Below are 17475 nucleotides of genomic sequence, written 5' to 3' on the forward strand. Positions count from 1 at the left end.
TTGCTGAATAAAGGATACGTTTCTCATATTTACATACTTTTGCTTTTGAATTATCTTTCTTCAAATTTACCATAAAGTTCTTGAAGAGGCTTTGTAATAATTTTATTTAATTCTATAATCAATATATTCATCCGTTGTTCAGCTTCTATCAATCGTACAATCATTTCATTTTTCTGAACAACTTCCCCTATTTTTTGGACTTCCTCAATTTCATCCCGCATAATTTTCTGACCTGTCATTTGCTTATTTTGTAATTCGATCTGTAAATTGTGGAACTTATTAAAAAGTTTTTTTGTCTCTGGGTCAGCATTAACTTCCCTATATATACTTTTTAAGCTTTTAAATTCGTTGCTTCTACGTAATACCCTTTCAAAGTCATGAGTCATATTATATAGGTTTACATCCAAAGGAAATATCCTCCTAATATCAAATTTATAGTAGATGAAGCTAATTAAATTATTAATCCCATCGGCTTTATCTATAAACATGAAAAATCATTATGATGGTGTATTTAGATCAGGTTTTCATTAAAAAAAGAACGTCTAAAGAAATTACAATATTAAGATACAATTCATTCTAATTTCATTATATTCACTAACCCATTTTTACGTAAATTGTCTATACGAATAACATTTAACAATTTGAGCAAACTACCCAAGACGCCGTGAGGCATCAACATTAAGTTCCCTATTCTTTTAACAGAAAAAACTACTGAACATAGTCAGGAGTTTTTTCTCTTTTTAACCTGTATATCGTATACATCTTTAGTTAACATAATGGATTTTCTAGGAATTAGACACAAAAATAGTAGAAAACTTAGATAAAATGAGCGCTTGTCCAAACGTTTTTCATTGCTTTGCATACTATATAAGTGAGCATCCTCCTGCTCTTCCAATAGATCGGTTTTATTGCTATTAGATTGAAAAAAACTACGGTGTGGTGAACAGTAGTTTTTTCTGTTTTTAAATTTGCAAACTCAGGAGGTTGAAAAAGGCAGTCTAAAAGTATACTCAGTACGAGACTAAAGCTACTTGAATACATCTTATGTCTTTATTTCCCTTTAGGTAACTTGCCTATTAGAAATAAAAATTTATTTTTTGAGCAAACTATTCAAGATGTTACAAGGCATCAAGAATCCCTGTTCTTTTAACAAGAAAACCTACTGGTTCCCTCCGTTCCAGTAGGTTTTCTATTTTCAAGCTGTACTTATTTAGTAACTACTACCACTAAAACAAGAACAGCCAATGATAACTAATAAAATAAAGAGTACAACAATTAAAGCAAAACCACTACCAAAACCGTATCCTCCACTTGAACCGCAGCCAGGTCCTACACCGTATCCTCCACTAAAACCTCCGAAACAACACATATTCCTCACCCCCATACGTTTCTACTTTAAAATATGTACAAGAAGGAAAATGTTCGTCCCAAACTGGTAAAAGTAGAATTATCCACGCCTGACCAATTTCTATGTCCTTATTAATAGCTTAAGAATCCTATATAAAAAGACCTGTTACTTTGGCGGTTTTAGTAACAGGTCCCGATGAGGAAATATGGAATAGGATGTGTTTATGTGATATAAGGATATCCTATGTAAAACTGGTAAGATAGCTTAGACTAATGTCTATAAAATGATCAAAAATATAAATTATTTATCCATGAAAAAATAATACCAGCACTTGTCCAAACCCTTTTCATTACTTTGCATACCATAATATTGAGCAACCTCCTTGCTCTTCCAATAGATTTCGGCTTATACATTGCTATTAGGCGAGAGAAAAAACTACTTTTGGGGCAGACAGTAGTTTTTTTCTGTTTTTAGGATATATATGATTTACATAAAAATAATTGTCCAAGCAAATTTACTCAACTAAGCATCTTATATAGGAGAGTCTCAAAAGAAAAGTAGGAGAATGATTAATTTGAACTTACATGATATCAAAGTATCCTATGATGCTGTGTTTAGTTTAGGAAGCGCCTGTAATCCAGCGCTTCAATTTCAACGTCTTAATTTAAAAAGATTCACCTCAAGTCCACTTGATTGGAATTACTCTCCATTCCTTTCCGACGTAAATAGATTGTTGAAAAATAAATTCAATGGGTTCATGGAACTTAAAAACATGCGTGTGATAAATGATAAGGGAGTTTCTATGTATGCTGATGAAGGGGTTTTTATTTTTCCTGATAAAGGGCTTCATAAACCAATAAAATCCTATCTAGTACTAGATACTGTTTATAAAATTTTTTCTGCTCATGATTTTCCTATTATTCCGAATCAACCTTGGTTTTTAGCCTATCCACCTTTTAAAAAAACACTCAACTTTCGGATAGATAGATTTTTAGATAAAGTTAAAAATAGTCAATCCATTTTATTTGTTAGATGGGTGGCTAATTATCAAGAAGCAGTTGAATTAGAATCTATTTTATCTGGACTAACGAAGGGAAGCTTTAAAGTCCTTATCCTTAACCCAATAGAAGGTCTACAGGGGATTAGTGAAGTAGATTGGGGATTGGGTAGAACTTGTGTAGTTAACGTTCCAAACGATCCAAATAGTAATGTAACATGGGATTATGTCTTAAACGGGATAACGTTAATTAATTAAGGGATTGTTTTAGATCACAAAATCATTAAATGGTGTAAATCGTTACCCCGTATAACAAAAAGAAACGTAACAAAGCCTAGGCTTTGTTACGTTTCTTTTTTAAACCCTATTAAGTGGTAATTATAGTAGTAACACCTAATGTGCTAGTTGGTGTTGAAGTAGAGGTTGCAGTATGAGTTACAAATTCTACAATTACAGGTGCTCCAACTGTTACCTCATCATCAATATTCAAAGCAGTTGTTGACAGAGTGTATACACTAGTAGGCTGTATGACCCCATTAATATATACATTAGTGTAAGAATTAGCTGTTACAGCAGGCAAGGTTGTGATTGCTGCTCCTGTATCATCAATAAAACTCCCTGCAGGTATGGACGTGATTCCTCCAGCAACCATTGGTGCTGTTACGAATACTGTAAATCTTGCAGGTGCAGGAGTCACACTTGTTTGGTGTCACAAGGTTTCTTCATTATTGACTTAGAAGAATGTATAAAAAGTGCACCATTTATACATATGATATTCCCCCCGTAAATAATCATGTGTATGCGAAAGATATAGTAAAGCCAGCTCAGCTCATATTAAATTTCCCTAAAAAACAACCTCAGTTGAACACTTGAGGTTGTTTTTTATTTTGTTAATGAGATTAATCACCTTTATTTTTAAGCCTTTAGGCATATGTTTTTTCTAAACGAATAAGGCATAAAAATATTAATAAACCGTAGTAAATGCACTTTCCATTATGTACAAGCTTCATACACTGTAATAAGACAAATATAGAAAGAAGTGTATGATATTATGTTAGGTAATTCTAAAACATTAAAAACTTATGTTTTAACAACCAGCTTTGACAAATATGAAGAACAATTGAATGACTTTCTTCAAAATAATAATTTTGAGATTATAGATATTAAAATTTTTAATGCTGGGTTGAATGTTTCAATTTTAATTATTTATAGAGATCTACTACACCATCCCCTTAAGCATCCCTTTAGATTAAAGAAAAGTCTTTGACATAAAAAGACCCTTTATTATTAAGAGTTCGATACTTGCTTCGTAATTATCCAATTTGATAATTACGAAATTAAATTAAGATGGTGTTATACTAGTTATAATCTTAAATAAATTGGAGGTTATAACTGGTATGTACATGGAATTCTATGAAAAAGTAGAAGGATTAGCAAGAGCTATTGGAGTTACTACTTCAACTGTCAAAAAATATTATTTACTTTTTGAAGAACATGGTTATAACTTTAAACGTAATCAACAAGGACAACTCTTGTTTTCACAAGATGATATAAATTTATTTAAAGAATTAATGCTTTTAAAAAATGAAAAAGGCATGACTGTTCCGAAGGCTGTAAAAGAAATTATAAAAGATAAAGTTATGACGGACACAACTGATATAACTGATATAACGGATATAACTGCTACAACAGAAGACATAACGGTTATATCGAAACACGTCACAACCGTTATGTCTGAATTAGATGAGTTAAAACAGTTAGTAAAAAATCAAAATGAGATTATAGAAAAACAGCAAGAGGACTTTAAAAAACAATTTTTAAAACAAGAAGCATACATAAAAGATAGTTTAGAACAACGAGATAAGACATTAATTACAACATTGAGGGAAGTCCAAGAATCCCAAAAAGAAATAGCTACTAGCTTGTCAAAAGATCAAGCTAAAAAGAAATGGTGGCAAATATGGCTAGATTAAACTACTTTAAACTACTCAAATTGATTGAGTAGTTTTTTAATTAAAAGATGACGTCTTGAGACGGTTTTTTTAGCCTTTAGGCTATAATTTTTTTTAACGAAAAAAATTATAAAAAGACTCTTGCAATTCTATCAGCGAATTGCTATTTATATAGAGTGAGAAGGGACAAATACAAGAATACTGTTATATCAAGGTTTGTAAGATATGAGGTGTTAGAAAAAACTAACACCTAAAAAATGTAAAAAAGATAAAAAAAAGAAATGCAAGAGCATTTCTAAAATAAATAAATTGGTAGTTTGTGTTTTTTCTTAGTATCTCCCCCAGTAAAATTCTTCAAAGATCTTCGAAATATTTGTCGAGTAGCTCTATCAATTTTATCTTTAGGACCACAACATAGAATATTCGGATTAACAAACCAAGTTCGAGAAGTACAATTACGTCCTTCTTCTGTAGTAATACCAGCTTCTGCTACTCCTAAAATACCTTTTTTCAAAAGATCATTCATAATGACTGATAATGGTGCTCTAGATTTACCTAAAGCTTTCGCTAAATATGTGGGCGTTGCAGCGTTAACTGTTATCTCTTCATGTTCTCCTTCTGCTTTTTCAATATAAAGTATAATAATTTAGACAGGAATTCGTCCCACAAATCATAGTGAGCTTAATTTCATTTTTAAGTACCTAATGTGTATCATAAGAGGATTTCAACTCAAGTTACCATAATGGTCTTTCTAGGTAGTCATAAAAACCATATATGATTAGTAAAGTAACCCCTACGTAAGACTCACCGCCCTATAGATTCTTAAATCTAAGGGGTTTCACCTTATAACCACATGTTCTTTTTAATTTCTTTGAAAATAAAAGAGTACAACTAAAGAATAACCTAGTATAGAAGGAAAAGGTGTATTTCACTATGTATTGTGTCTAAGAGGATTTGAAGGTAAACAAAAATTAAAACCAGCTCCTCCCTATATTCATAGCACTCCACCTTAGGACTTGGGAGGAAATCATGCATTGACAAGTACAACAGCTGCCTAAATGAAGTACCTAACTTTTTGGTTTCAGTTCATTTTGATATACCGATGTATTTTTTTGCAGCTCTTTTATAATCTTTAACAAAAAAAGAACCCTTGTTCACCAAGACAAGGATTCTCAGGAAGAATAGATTTTTTGACTAAACAATTTTTTATACATCCCTGATATAACGGATTTTTCCCCAGGATCCAGGTGGAAGGAAGATGTATAAAAAGTCTGTCCTTTATATATATGCTGCGTTTTAGCTAAAGCAATCTCCTTTACAAAAACTTATTAATGTTTACATTATGTAAATATTCCCATTCGTTAAAAGACAAGCATACATGCAAAAAAAAATAATCAACATTAAATATAGTATATTGAGAAAAGGAGGTTATGATATGTCTTCATCTAAAAAAAGAAAGCATGACTCTTGTTGTACTCAGCCTTGTTCTTGTTCATCCTCATATCCAAATTCCCCACCTAAGTCTTGCCCTGCTTACGGTAACTTTTTCAATAATACTAGTCTTGTAACAGTACTAACTGGAACTGCATTTCCTTTTAATATGCAAGGACCGATTGCTGGAGGAGTCTCCCTGTTAAATCCCACCACTATCTTTATTGAGAATGGAGGAGATTATAGAGTGAATTTTGTAATAACCGATAACACAGTTGTTTTTGGTCCAAACCCAGTTGCATTTCCTCACCTTCCTACTGTTTCATTATTTTTAAATAATGTCCAAGCTCCACTCGAACAAGCTAACTTTGGAATTGAAATTACTCAAGCAGAAGACCGAGGTTGCAAACCAATTGTTGGAGACACTATTCTATCTATTCCAGATAACTCAATACTTGAATTAAGAAATATAACTACACAGGGGCCTATTACAACTATAATTACTTGTGACAGTGTGGGAAACAACGTTCAGTTAAGCCTTTTTAAACTAAGTTAAGCAGAAAGCACTCTCTAATTCCCTCTCTTGGAAAGCAATCTCGCCTAGCCGAGGTTGCTTTTTTACATACTTAAATCAAGCTAAGTAAAAAGAGATAAGATGGGTATCTCCCAGAATTATTGAAGTAAAATTGTGTCTTAGGGAGATACAAGATGCACACATTAGGAACGCCTAAAAGTTGATCCGCCTTCGGGCGGCCATGTAATCTCAGGATTTAATGTTCTCTAATAAAAAAACTAACATATTTTCCATAGAAAAAAGATCTTAGCTACAATTAAGCTCTTTTTTATTTCCTCACTCTACAAGCTACTGGACTCTTATTGGCGTAGTCTGTAGAGTGGCTATATTATTTTGAATAGTTAAGTTTAAATCATAATAACCTCTATCAACAGACTTACATGCATAATCGCCTGAACATCCTGTCACATAAAATGGCGTATTAGGAAAGCTAGGATTAATAGGAACTGAGTTTGAAAAAAGTTTATGTGCATGATGAGTGAAGATAGCCAAAATTCTATTTCTCACATTGGCAGGTATTGCATTGAAAAACATATCTGTTTCTCCTTGTGTCATAAGGTGGTCGTCATGTATTTCATTAGTTATCCCAGGAACTCTCAAAGGCCAATGAAAATCAATAATATAATAATAATTAGGATCCAAACTTCTTAATAGGTTTAAACTATCCTGGCTCCATCTTCGATTAGCGTTATCTAGCCAGAGATGCCGTACCAATCCCTGCGTTCCTGGAATACCCACATATCCAGTTAGATAACGGTTGACATACCTTCTAAATAAATTTGTAGTAGAATCTTCCCAGTTTCCTATAGATGATCTATAGGGGATATTTGTCCCTAAAACATTATTTATAATACTTGCGAATTGTTGGTAACGCCTTGTAGCTTCTGCTGTTGAAACTCCGCCAGCGTGTACATCATCTCCCCCGAAAATAACATACCTTTTGTTACCACTATTCACCACATTCTGTAAAAGATTATTAAACATACTTTGGCTATTTCCAAACCCCACATGGCTATCACCCACAACAGCCAAATTGACAGTAATAGCCGATGGAAGTCCCGGTTGGTTTGGGGGATTAAAGCAATAATTGTCCACATTACTTTTATTTTTCTTAACTATTTTTATCACCCTTTCTTTATAACTTACTTCATATCTTATTCAATAAATGAAAGGCTGCTTGTACCCTTAAAAAAATGTTCTTTTATCATTTTCTTTCCCCTTTATTTTTGAACCAACGTATCTTAAAAGGGATCCGCACAGTTACGCAGGGTAAGGTAGGGGCATTACTGCCCCGGCCCTACCCTGCGTAACTAAGATTGTATACAACTAAATAACAGAAAAACCCCTTGTACAGTCGGGATTTTTTCTGCGCTAAATCCAACTAAGAAAAGGGATAGATACCTGAGGGTACCTTGTCCAGTTTGCTCAAGATCAAAAGTTTATTTTCTTCTTTTAGTATCCATTTGTAATAACCTAATAAGACTAAAAATAATATTAACTCTGTAATTGATGCTTATTGTAATTTCAGCACCCCTAAGCAAAGTATCTCCTCAGCTTAGGAAGCCCTATAATTATTTCATATTATCTTCGAAATTAATTTTTTTCACTTTATTATCTTTGTTTTTTTTGCCACATTTTCTAATAACCACACCATCTTGATTGGCATTTTGTCCACCTGTTTGGGCAATCTGACCACCTTGATTAGCGTTTTGTCCTCCATTACCACTAATTTGTCCTCCAGTTTCGGCATGGTTGTAAATGTTGATATTAATACAAATTTTCCCTTTTTTACATTTCTTGTTTTTTTGTTGATTATTTAACTGTTTACTATATTCACCATCGTATTTTTTTATTGTAATCACCTTCTTTTTTATTTATCTTTATAATTTATTCATTGATAGCAAAGGTGATTGTATGCTTGTCTTATTGAATTAGACTATTTTTTAACAGTACTTAAAGAAAATTAATTTTAAAATATTGATATCTAGAATAATAATTATGTTAACTCTTTACCTACTTACAAACTCCTAGGATTCTATACTAAGCAAGAAGATAAGAAGCAAAATTATGCTTCTAAAAAATTAAAAAATAAAGGATTAACGAAATTTTGCCGAACCTCTCGTCTACGTTCAGCACTAAATAAACCTCTTAATGTCCCAAAAAAGTAGGCTTCAAAGACAGTTTTTATTCGTTTTCTTTTGTAAGCGAAAAGAGTTTCCCTAAAACCTTGCACAGCAATAGAAACTAAGTCTTCTATAGGCTTTTCTAAGCCACTAATTTTATAAGCTAGCAGGACTTTTCCCCATAAGCTATAAATATCATCTGCATTCCTAAAGAATGGAGCTACTGCTTGTTTGAACGATTTCGGAATAAAAGATGGTACATAATCCTGTGAAAGTTTAATACTTGTATCTTCTTTACGTATGTATTTATTTAAATCTTTTAAAGATAAATTATAGGTAGAAGAATTTTTATAGAGTTCTTTCTTACTCTCACAAGGGATTACGTCTTTTTCTGCTTTAACATCTGTTTCAACATTCTTAGCCAAATTGAGTTGTAAATAGTTCACCCAATATTTGAAATAAGGATGATTTACAAACAGATGTACAGGACTGCCTTTTCCATTATTACGAGGACAACGCCGATAAACTGTAACAATTTGTCCTTGCTTTCGAAGCTCACTTAGATGGCGATCAATTGTTCCTTTTGACTTTTCATATGTTTTACCTAAATATGTACTACCAGGAAAGCAAAATCCTCTTTCCGCAGCAAACCAACAAAGCCGGTCTAAAGCTTTTCTAGTTCCTTCGTGGAGACGATAAAATTTTTCCCCATAAAGGTTAATAATTTCCTTAAGTAATTTTCGTTTCAATGATTGATGTTGAGAACGGTTTTCTATGAAACTCTGATAACTTTTCATATAATCAAATTCTTCTGTCGTAAGCATACGCGTAGTAGACATCAGTCTATCCTCTCCTTTTTAGGAACAAAAAAAGACATCGCATCCCATAAAATAGGAAAACGATGTCGGATTTTTTGACAGACTATGCCCTTGAAATAAATCTAATTATCCTATAAAATAAAGGCGTAATTAAATTTATGTATTAGGACTTCGACAGGTGTTTTCCCTAGTCTCTTTAGGGTTAACGGTGTAAGGGTGTTGGCGCACCACTTGCACACGTTGGAGTCTTTTTATATTCCGGACTGTTTTGTTGACTCTATTATAACGTCTATTAATCTTGTAATTCAATAAAAATTCACCAAGTCCTCAGTAAAATAATATAACCTCCCTTCACTTATGATTAAAATCACTTCAATTGGATACGCTGTTAAAGTAAATACTCTGGGATTAGGATTTTCTCTCTAAACAAATAATAATATTAAAATATAATGTATACTACTGTTGTTTTCCTGTTTTACATATTGTTTTATATATTGTTTTTCTGTTTTATTGTTTTAGACCCTCCGCAGACCCTTATATTACAGCATTTATAAGCATAAACTATCACTAATTTTGCGCGAACTATCACTAATTTTGCGTAAACTATCACTAATTTTGCGCGAAACTATCACTAATTTTGCGCGAAACTATCACTAATTTTGCGCGAACTATCACTAATTTTGCGTATTTATCCCTATACGTTTATAAGTATCACTAATTTTGCGTGGAAAATGCAGATTCGGCTTAAGTATCACCAATTTTGCGTGATAAATGTAGACATGCTTTAAGTATCACCAATTTTGCGCACCAAAATTAAGATATAAGGTAACAAATTAAGGTTGAGTTATGTTTTTAGGGTTAAAATCCCTCCTTAAGTATCACTAATTTTGCGTGATATTTAAATTGCAAGGACAGGCTGCTCTTAAACATGCAATTTACACAGTATCACTTTTATGATATTTTAGTGATAGTTTAGAAAAATATGGGGGATTTTATGAAGAAATCAAATGTAGTTCAACCATATGATCTGGAAAGCATAAACATAAAAAACTGGGTAACTAAGTCAAACATTTTAATTGAGAGTACATATAAATTATCCTTGCAGGAACAAAGGATTTTGTTGATTATGGCATCTAAAGTTCAACCTAATGACGAAACGTTAAAGACATATAGATTCCGAGCTAAAGATTTTATAGAAATAGTGGGAAATAAGAAAGGAACAGGGTTCTACTCATACTTAAAAGAAATTGTGAATGGTCTTCAAACAAAAATTCTTACCATAAAGGAAAAAGGCCGACAAAGAAACTATAACTGGGTTATTACCTCGATCTACGAAGAAAATGAAGGGTATATAACATTACAATTTCATCCTAGTCTAAAATATTTATTTTTAGAGCTTAAGGAAAAATTTACTTCGTACCAGTTAGAAAATGTTGTGAGGCTTAATTCGGTTTATTCAATTCGTATTTATGAACTTCTTAAGCAATACGAGCGTTTGAGAAAAAGAGAACTAACTCTTGAAGAATTACGTCATTTTTTAGCTATTGAGCCTACTAAATACAAACAGTATGGCCATTTTAAGAGCAAAGTATTAGCAGTAGCTCAAAAAGAAATAAATAATAAAACAGATATTTACTTTGAATTTGTAGAAATAAAAACAGGCAGAAAAGTAACCTCTATAGAGTTTATCATTACTAGCTCTTCTGCTTTGAATGGTACTAGTTCTTCCAAAGAGACGAAACTTAAATCAACCCAATCTTCATTAGATTTATTAGATAACGAAAAAGAAAATGGATTGTACCATGACTTAATGAGCTTAGGAGTTAAGCCTGAAAAAATCGAGTGGGTTTTATCAGAATTTACAAAAGAACAAGTTAAAAGAAATGTAAAATACACGCAAGGTCGTTTAGTTATTGGAGATATCACTCATCCGCATTCTTATGTAATAAAAGCCATTCAAAAAGACTACGCGAAAGTATCACAAGAATCAAAGGTTTCTACACCTAAAAAGTCTACTAGAAAAGAGTTAGTTCCAGATTTTATAATAGAAGCTGAAGATAAAGAAAAGGCTCTTGAAAACCTTACATTAAAGGAAAAACAAGAATTATTTTATAAAGAAAATGGAAATCAAATAGAATTTGAAAAAAGGCTTTTACAATTTCAAGAATTAAGAAAAATGTTAGTTTTAAATTCCGAGGAGCCCAACCAGGAAGAATTAAAAAAAGCCCAAGAAGCAGCAGTACAAGAAGTACTACGAAATATGAACGAGGACTTAAGAAAACGTGAAGAAATAGGCCTTAAGCCAAGGCAGATAAATGACTTCGAAAATAAAGAACTAAGGGAAATATATCGAACCTTCTTGCATAAACAAGTTTAATAAAAAAATAGTGTTATTAGCACGCCTTTTATGGGCGTGTTTTAATGTTTTTAAACGGAATATTTTTGTGCGAAAGGTAAATTTAATATACAATATACATTACTTAATCTAGTTGGTGTTTTTGATTTTTATATTCATTAATAGTATATTAAATTTACCAATAATGGAGGTGTTTTATATGGATATTCCTCTTCTTGTTCAACATTTCCTTATTCATTTACATGAAACAGGGAAAAAACCTTCTACAGTTTCCATGTATAAACATGATTTGATGGCGTTCTTCAAATGGTTAAATCAACACTCCCCTGATATAACGCCAGGAATCTTGCCAGAAGAGAAAAGTTGTTATGAAGAATACCTTACCTACCTGAAAGAAAAAAACTTATCAGAGGCCAATTTAAGGCGTGTGGCTTCCCATCTGAACAGATTGTTAGAATATCATAATTTAACGGATCAATTTGGAGCGCTTAAAGCTACAACAAAAAAACAGAGGGATTTAGTTGACAGTGACTTTATAACTGAAAAGGATACCTTTTCGCTTTTAAACTCTGTTGTCAGTAAAAAAAATCTGACAGAAACTCAATTGCAAATACAGAAATATATAGCTCCTCGTAATTATTCAATTTTGATTCTAATGCTTCATTACGGCCTTACACTTAATGAAGTGGTATCTTTAAATATAAAGAATATTAACTTTAGCCAAAATGAATTAACTATTATAACTAACAAAGGAAAACGTGTCTTAAACCTTTCTAAAGACGATAAAAAAATAATATACAATTACTTTTCAAACATACCTGCCTTATTTAAACCTAAAGATTATACAGACGATCCTTTGTTTCTTTCTTTTCATCCTCAGAAGATGGTTTATTGGTACGATTATAATTTAAACAAGCCTAAAAGAATTAGTCTAATTGGTGTAAAGCGGATGATTGAGAAAGAAGTCGAACGCTCAGGTATACAAGCTAAGGCAAGATCAACACAGTTTCGAAACAGTTGTATACTAAATAAAATCTGTGAAGGATATTCAAATGAATACCTTATCACCTACTTTGGTTTGTCTAGTCGCCATGCTTTGTATCGATATAAGAAATACCTAAAAACAAAATAAGGAAAGTTCCTATTTTGCTTCAAAATGCATTTTTTATTAAGTTGAACTTATTTTCTATTTAAATCGCTAAATTAAAGTACTTTTATATGATGAGTTCAACTTATATTCTCTTTTTATTGTGCCTAACTCTAAAAAAAACCAAGAAGTTAAACTTAAGTTTAACTTCTTGGTTTAAAATAAACGCAGCCACTTTCATTAAATCGAAATTTGTTGGTTAGATAGATTAATAATAAAGCATTAATCTAAGATATTTTAAAAATATCTTAGATAAGCGTCTATATTTAAATGGTTATCATTCTGGAATTTAAATTGAATTTCTATTCTTGATTTAAAGCTAGATAAAGTACATTCTAGAATCATTATCACGCCTTAATTACCAAGGCTTTAATCAATTCAAGATTTAGTTTTTTACAAACAAGAATACTTGAAAAATATCTAATAACATAAATAGGGCAATCTATGAAGAAGTTGAGCTTATCTATACATCTGGGGAATGGAGTCCATATAAAAAAACTAGTTGTTTCATTAATTTACAATAAGGAATAATATCACTTTATTCACCACTAAAATATATGGTTTTGAAAGTAACTTTCAATCTGGAATAAAAACTAGTGTAAGTACATTCTAGAATCACCAAAAAGCCTTTTGTAGATTGGTTTGCAAATACTCTAGTTTTCTAGATATCAGAGATAATTTAAAAATAATTCTCATGTATATAAAGTATGTAAAGATCTCCAAGTAATTCTATCTCGTACATTTATAAGAATTATATATAAGAGATTTCGAGGAGAATAATAGGCATTTCATTAATATATAAAATAAATATCCCCCCCTTGAAAATTTCCTGTTTTTATCTAGAATTAAAAGAAAGAAGGTATAAACATTATTCCAGAGAATTAGAATATCAATAAATAAAAAAGATTTTTTTTGCTTTTATCTAGAATTAAACCAGAAATATAAATCTTGATTAATATCTTGTACATCTAGGTTCTAGATTCACGAATAATCCTTTTGTAACAATGTTATATGCCATCTAGATTTTTTATTTAGAAAGGAGAAGTCTAGAAAAATGTCCAATAACTTAGATGAAGAAGTTGTTTACACTCTGAAAGATACGGTGAAATTAACTGGATTAAGTATTGATTTAGTTAGATTGTATGAAAAAGAATTTAATCTCCAGATTCAAAGAACAGAGGGAGGCCACCGAAGATATACTAAACAGAATATTGATTTGCTAATTGAAATCAAGAAAAGAATACAAGAGCAAAATTGGAGTTATAAAATGATTAACCAATGGCTTCAGGGAGAAATCATACCAGAATCTATCGAGGTTCAATCAAAGCTCGAAAAAAAGGTGGAATCTCTCGAAGATAAAGTTCAAGAATTACTTAATCGTTCTGAAAAAGATGAGCAGTTTCAATTTGCACTTATTCAACGTTTAGATGAACAAAGCAAGCTTATAGGACAGCTTACAGAAAAGTTATCCTCTCAAGATAAATATATTGAAAATAATCTAGAAAAAAGGGACGAGAAGTTAACTAATGCTATTCGAGAAATTAGTGATACAAAGAAACTAATTGCAGCTGCTCAGGAAAACCTAGAATCAAAACCTAAAAGCTTTTGGCATAGGATTTTCCGTGGTTGAAAACTCTATGGGTATAGTATCTAACCATGTTCCTCTAGGCGGCCAAGTTGCACGAAAGAACGTAACACTGTGTAATGAAATACAAAAATGTTCTAGGATGTTAAATAATAGTATGTAAGTGAAGGTAACTGAAAAGACCCTTATCTCCTGAGAGGTGAGGGTCTTTTTTATGTTTACTCTGTTTACCTTTAGTTTATGTAAACTTGCGGAAACTAAAAAAAGCAAATAACTACTTTTTCTATAAAGAAGTGATCTTTTCAAATACAATTTGGTTATGTATTCTATAATATCCCTAAGCCTCCTTACAAAGGAGAGCTGTAAGAGATTCTTTGTTCTCAGAGGTTAATGCTCTTCGTACTGAGCAAAATTTTCTTGAATTAAAAGCTAAAATTTTGCACAGACCCCTTAATTAGTTGTGCATAAAATAGTGCAGACATACAAAATTCTAATTACACCAACCAGGCAGTAAACTGCTATATCCCAAGATCCTTTTTTTAGTAAAAGAAAAAAACTACTGGCTTAACACAGTAGTTTTTTTAGTTTTCTAATTTATTAAAACTTTGCAAATAGCCCGTCCAAATTACATTGTTCCAGATACTTTACGTTCCAGATACTCTACTGATACTAATAGTATCTAAACTAGTTGAAGTAATATTACCATCTTCATTCACCCAGACTAAAAATCCATCGCGTATACGGATAAATGTACCAACTCCGTTAAGTTGATTTCCAGCAGAAAAAACTTCAATTCTATCACCTTGTCTTAAACCATCCAAACGAAAACCATTCGAAGATGTCCCACGGTTACTTGAAGAAGTACGGCGCTCGTCAGAAGTACGTCGTGAGCTACGACGCTCATCAGAAGTACGATGTTTTGGCATGCAATCACCCCCTAAAAGAGATACTACATGATATGAAAAAAATTGAAATCTGTATAAGCAAAAAGCTCAATTATTATTTGTTTTACTAAAAATGGTTAAATAATCTAGTTCTACTCTACTTATTTAGTCTTATTAAATCATTCTAATTACATAATATTTTTTTAGAGTATTAAAACTTGTTCAAAAACTTGTATTTATCTTACATATTATAAAGTGTATAATCCCAAAAGACTAAAAATCCTTATTATGGAACAAAAGAGTTGAAAATAAGTATATATTATACTGAATACACACCTTAAGATAAGAAGTACTATCTAAGAATATTATCTAATTATGAAGAAGTAAGAACCATAATTAAGGTAATTTTTAGTGACATTATAATAAACCAGGTAATGGGAATAAGTTTTCTTCCTAAACCGAAATCTTTTTTTATCACCATAATGTAATTTATATATCTTTCCTCACAAATTATAAAAACGCACTTTCCCTATATGCTTTTATTATAAAATGTAATTTTTATACATTAATTCAAAAGGGGGCACAATCCTAATTTACTAAAAATAGCCCAGGCAAACTTGATGATTTTTTCTATAATAGTCAATGTAGCATCATTATAAATATAAAGAGGGGGATTAGCCATGAAAAAAGCAAGAAAATCTGTGGGTAATAAAACGAAAATTTTCTTAACATTAACATCAAATAATTCAGGCAAAATTGCCAAGAAGCGTTGATACATTCAACTAAATTTTATAAGAAAAAAAACAGCTGTCTTCGTTTGAGGATAGTTGTTTTTGTTTTATTGATTTATCCAATCCTTGAGGATCAGTATTTTCACAAACCGAGGTCTACAGAACTGTAATTAAAGAATTCAGTAATACATTGCTTACGAATATATCTTTATACATATTTTAACCTGAATTTATAAATTCAATTAATGTTTTCATAAGTAATACGTTTGTCCAATCCTTTCTAACGGAACATGAATATTCTATAAGTACTCAGTTCTTTAGGAGGGAAATAGATGCTTAGTTGGCTTGTTACTGTCTCATCTCTATTCGTTATTATACTATTATTTTATACTGTGAAATATATAGTGATACTCTTACAGTTAGATTCTTCAGAATTTACTAAGAACACTCAAATAATCGTTAAGTTTAAAGAAGATGTGTGTGAAGAAACACAGCTAAAAATTCATCATAAGCATAAATGTACAATTTTAGACCACAACAAGGAACTTGACTTTCAAGTTTTACATTCTAAAAGGGATATTAATACACTTATTAAAATTTATAATAAATTAGAAGAGGTAGAATACGCAGAACCAAATCATATGTTGAAAGCCTTCTATACACCCAATGACCCTTTTTTCGCCTATCAGTACGGCCCTCAAAAAGTACAAGCTCCTGATGCTTGGGATGTTACGACCAGTAATGGAAATATAAAAATTGCTATTATAGATACGGGAGTTCAATTAAACCATCCTGAGTTAGCTATTAAGCTTTGGCCTGGTTATAATTTTGTAGAGGGGAATTTAACTCCTAACGATGGCAATGGTCATGGAACTCATGTAGCTGGTATTGCTGGAGCTCTTACAGAAAATAGTTTAGGTATTGCGGGGATAGCTCCTTCAGCATCTATAATACCTGTTCGTGCTCTTGATAACAGCGGAAATGGAACCTTGAGTAATATTGCAAATGCAATTACTTACTCAACAAATGCAGGAGCTAAAGTAATTAATTTGAGTTTAGGCTCTTCTCAAGGATCAATTACTTTAGAGAATGCCATTAATTACGCCTGGAATCAAGGGGTGGTTATTGTAGCTGCGGCTGGAAATGAAGCTTCTAATACACTAACATATCCAGCTGCTTATCAGAACGTAATTGCTGTCGCTTCTACAGATATAAACGATCAAAAATCTGATTTTTCTAATTATGGTACTTGGGTAGAAGTATCAGCTCCTGGTTCAACTATCTTATCCACTTACACAGGAAGTTATTATGCGTATTTAAGTGGTACATCGATGGCCTGCCCCCACGTAGCTGGATTAGCAGCATTATTAGCAGCTCAAGGGAAAAATAATGTACAAATTAAAAATACTATTTTATCTACCTGTGATCCAGTACCAGGCACAGGATCATATTGGACTTACGGAAGAATCAATGCAAATCGAGCAGTTCATTAACTCTTCTAAATTAATGAAAAAACTATTGGCATATTA

General features: G+C 31.7%; 14 protein-coding genes and 1 pseudogene. 7 read left to right on the forward strand and 8 right to left on the reverse strand.

Features of this window, described 5'->3' with window-relative positions; all coding sequences use genetic code 11:
• Window positions 1–50: 50 nt before the first annotated feature.
• Together MKY06_RS29150 and MKY06_RS29155 are read right to left on the reverse strand one after the other, a co-directional pair.
• Window positions 51–407: a YlbF family regulator gene (locus MKY06_RS29150; RefSeq protein WP_116299304.1), complete on the reverse strand. Its 357-nt coding sequence runs from the start codon at window positions 405–407 to the stop codon at window positions 51–53.
• An 803-nt stretch (window positions 408–1210) separates the two neighbouring features.
• Window positions 1211–1369 carry a YjcZ family sporulation protein gene (locus tag MKY06_RS29155; RefSeq protein WP_098622537.1) on the reverse strand — a complete coding sequence of 53 codons (159 nt, stop codon included), beginning with the start codon at window positions 1367–1369 and terminating at the stop codon, window positions 1211–1213.
• Window positions 1370–1913: 544 nt separating this feature from the next.
• Here MKY06_RS29155 and MKY06_RS29160 point away from each other — a divergent pair.
• Window positions 1914–2603: a DUF1796 family putative cysteine peptidase gene (locus MKY06_RS29160; protein WP_223269038.1), complete on the forward strand. Its 690-nt coding sequence runs from the start codon at window positions 1914–1916 to the stop codon at window positions 2601–2603.
• A gap of 109 nt (window positions 2604–2712) precedes the next feature.
• Here MKY06_RS29160 and MKY06_RS29165 read toward each other — a convergent pair whose 3' ends face one another.
• Complete coding sequence (locus MKY06_RS29165) at window positions 2713–3042, reverse strand: DUF4183 domain-containing protein (protein WP_223269037.1); 330 nt, start codon at window positions 3040–3042, stop codon at window positions 2713–2715.
• 700 nt (window positions 3043–3742) lie between these two features.
• Here MKY06_RS29165 and MKY06_RS29170 point away from each other — a divergent pair.
• A complete protein-coding gene (locus tag MKY06_RS29170; protein ID WP_223269036.1) occupies window positions 3743–4318 on the forward strand; it encodes a DUF3967 domain-containing protein in 576 nt (191 codons plus the stop codon).
• Window positions 4319–4592: 274 nt separating this feature from the next.
• On the opposite strand, the pseudogene MKY06_RS29175 reads toward MKY06_RS29170, so the two are convergent.
• Window positions 4593–4916 (reverse strand): annotated as a pseudogene (locus tag MKY06_RS29175) (MarR family transcriptional regulator); the annotation flags it as partial.
• Between the two features lie 816 nt (window positions 4917–5732).
• On the opposite strand from MKY06_RS29175, the gene MKY06_RS29180 reads away from it, so the two are divergent.
• Window positions 5733–6284, forward strand: coding sequence for a hypothetical protein (locus tag MKY06_RS29180; RefSeq protein ID WP_116299302.1), 552 nt, complete (start codon window positions 5733–5735; stop codon window positions 6282–6284).
• 306 nt (window positions 6285–6590) lie between these two features.
• Here the strand turns inward: MKY06_RS29180 and MKY06_RS29185 are convergent, their stop codons facing one another.
• The 3 genes from MKY06_RS29185 to MKY06_RS29195 form a co-directional block, all read right to left on the reverse strand.
• Complete coding sequence (locus tag MKY06_RS29185) at window positions 6591–7430, reverse strand: metallophosphoesterase (RefSeq protein WP_074684420.1); 840 nt, start codon at window positions 7428–7430, stop codon at window positions 6591–6593.
• 443 nt (window positions 7431–7873) lie between these two features.
• Window positions 7874–8164: a hypothetical protein gene (locus tag MKY06_RS29190; RefSeq protein WP_097813199.1), complete on the reverse strand. Its 291-nt coding sequence runs from the start codon at window positions 8162–8164 to the stop codon at window positions 7874–7876.
• Between the two features lie 203 nt (window positions 8165–8367).
• On the reverse strand, window positions 8368–9264 hold the full coding sequence (locus MKY06_RS29195; protein WP_116299301.1) for a transcriptional regulator: 897 nt from the start codon (window positions 9262–9264) through the stop codon (window positions 8368–8370).
• A 973-nt stretch (window positions 9265–10237) separates the two neighbouring features.
• Here MKY06_RS29195 and MKY06_RS29200 point away from each other — a divergent pair.
• The 3 genes from MKY06_RS29200 (at window position 10238) to MKY06_RS29210 (ending at window position 14376) form a co-directional block, all read left to right on the forward strand.
• Window positions 10238–11620 (forward strand): replication initiation protein, encoded by a 1383-nt coding sequence (locus MKY06_RS29200; RefSeq protein WP_116299300.1) that lies wholly within the window; start codon window positions 10238–10240, stop codon window positions 11618–11620.
• A 178-nt stretch (window positions 11621–11798) separates the two neighbouring features.
• Complete coding sequence (locus tag MKY06_RS29205) at window positions 11799–12731, forward strand: tyrosine-type recombinase/integrase (protein WP_340962154.1); 933 nt, start codon at window positions 11799–11801, stop codon at window positions 12729–12731.
• Window positions 12732–13800: 1069 nt separating this feature from the next.
• The gene (locus MKY06_RS29210; protein WP_029319782.1) at window positions 13801–14376 is read left to right on the forward strand and encodes a MerR family transcriptional regulator; all 576 of its coding nucleotides are present in this window, start codon (window positions 13801–13803) and stop codon (window positions 14374–14376) included.
• Between the two features lie 599 nt (window positions 14377–14975).
• Here the strand turns inward: MKY06_RS29210 and MKY06_RS29215 are convergent.
• A complete protein-coding gene (locus MKY06_RS29215; RefSeq protein WP_029319780.1) occupies window positions 14976–15257 on the reverse strand; it encodes a hypothetical protein in 282 nt (93 codons plus the stop codon).
• Between the two features lie 1021 nt (window positions 15258–16278).
• Here MKY06_RS29215 and MKY06_RS29220 point away from each other — a divergent pair.
• Window positions 16279–17439 (forward strand): S8 family peptidase, encoded by a 1161-nt coding sequence (locus MKY06_RS29220; RefSeq protein WP_116299298.1) that lies wholly within the window; start codon window positions 16279–16281, stop codon window positions 17437–17439.
• Window positions 17440–17475: the final 36 nt, after the last annotated feature.

This window comes from Priestia sp. FSL P4-0332 (genome assembly GCF_038005845.1).
Taxonomy (GTDB): domain Bacteria; phylum Bacillota; class Bacilli; order Bacillales; family Bacillaceae_H; genus Priestia.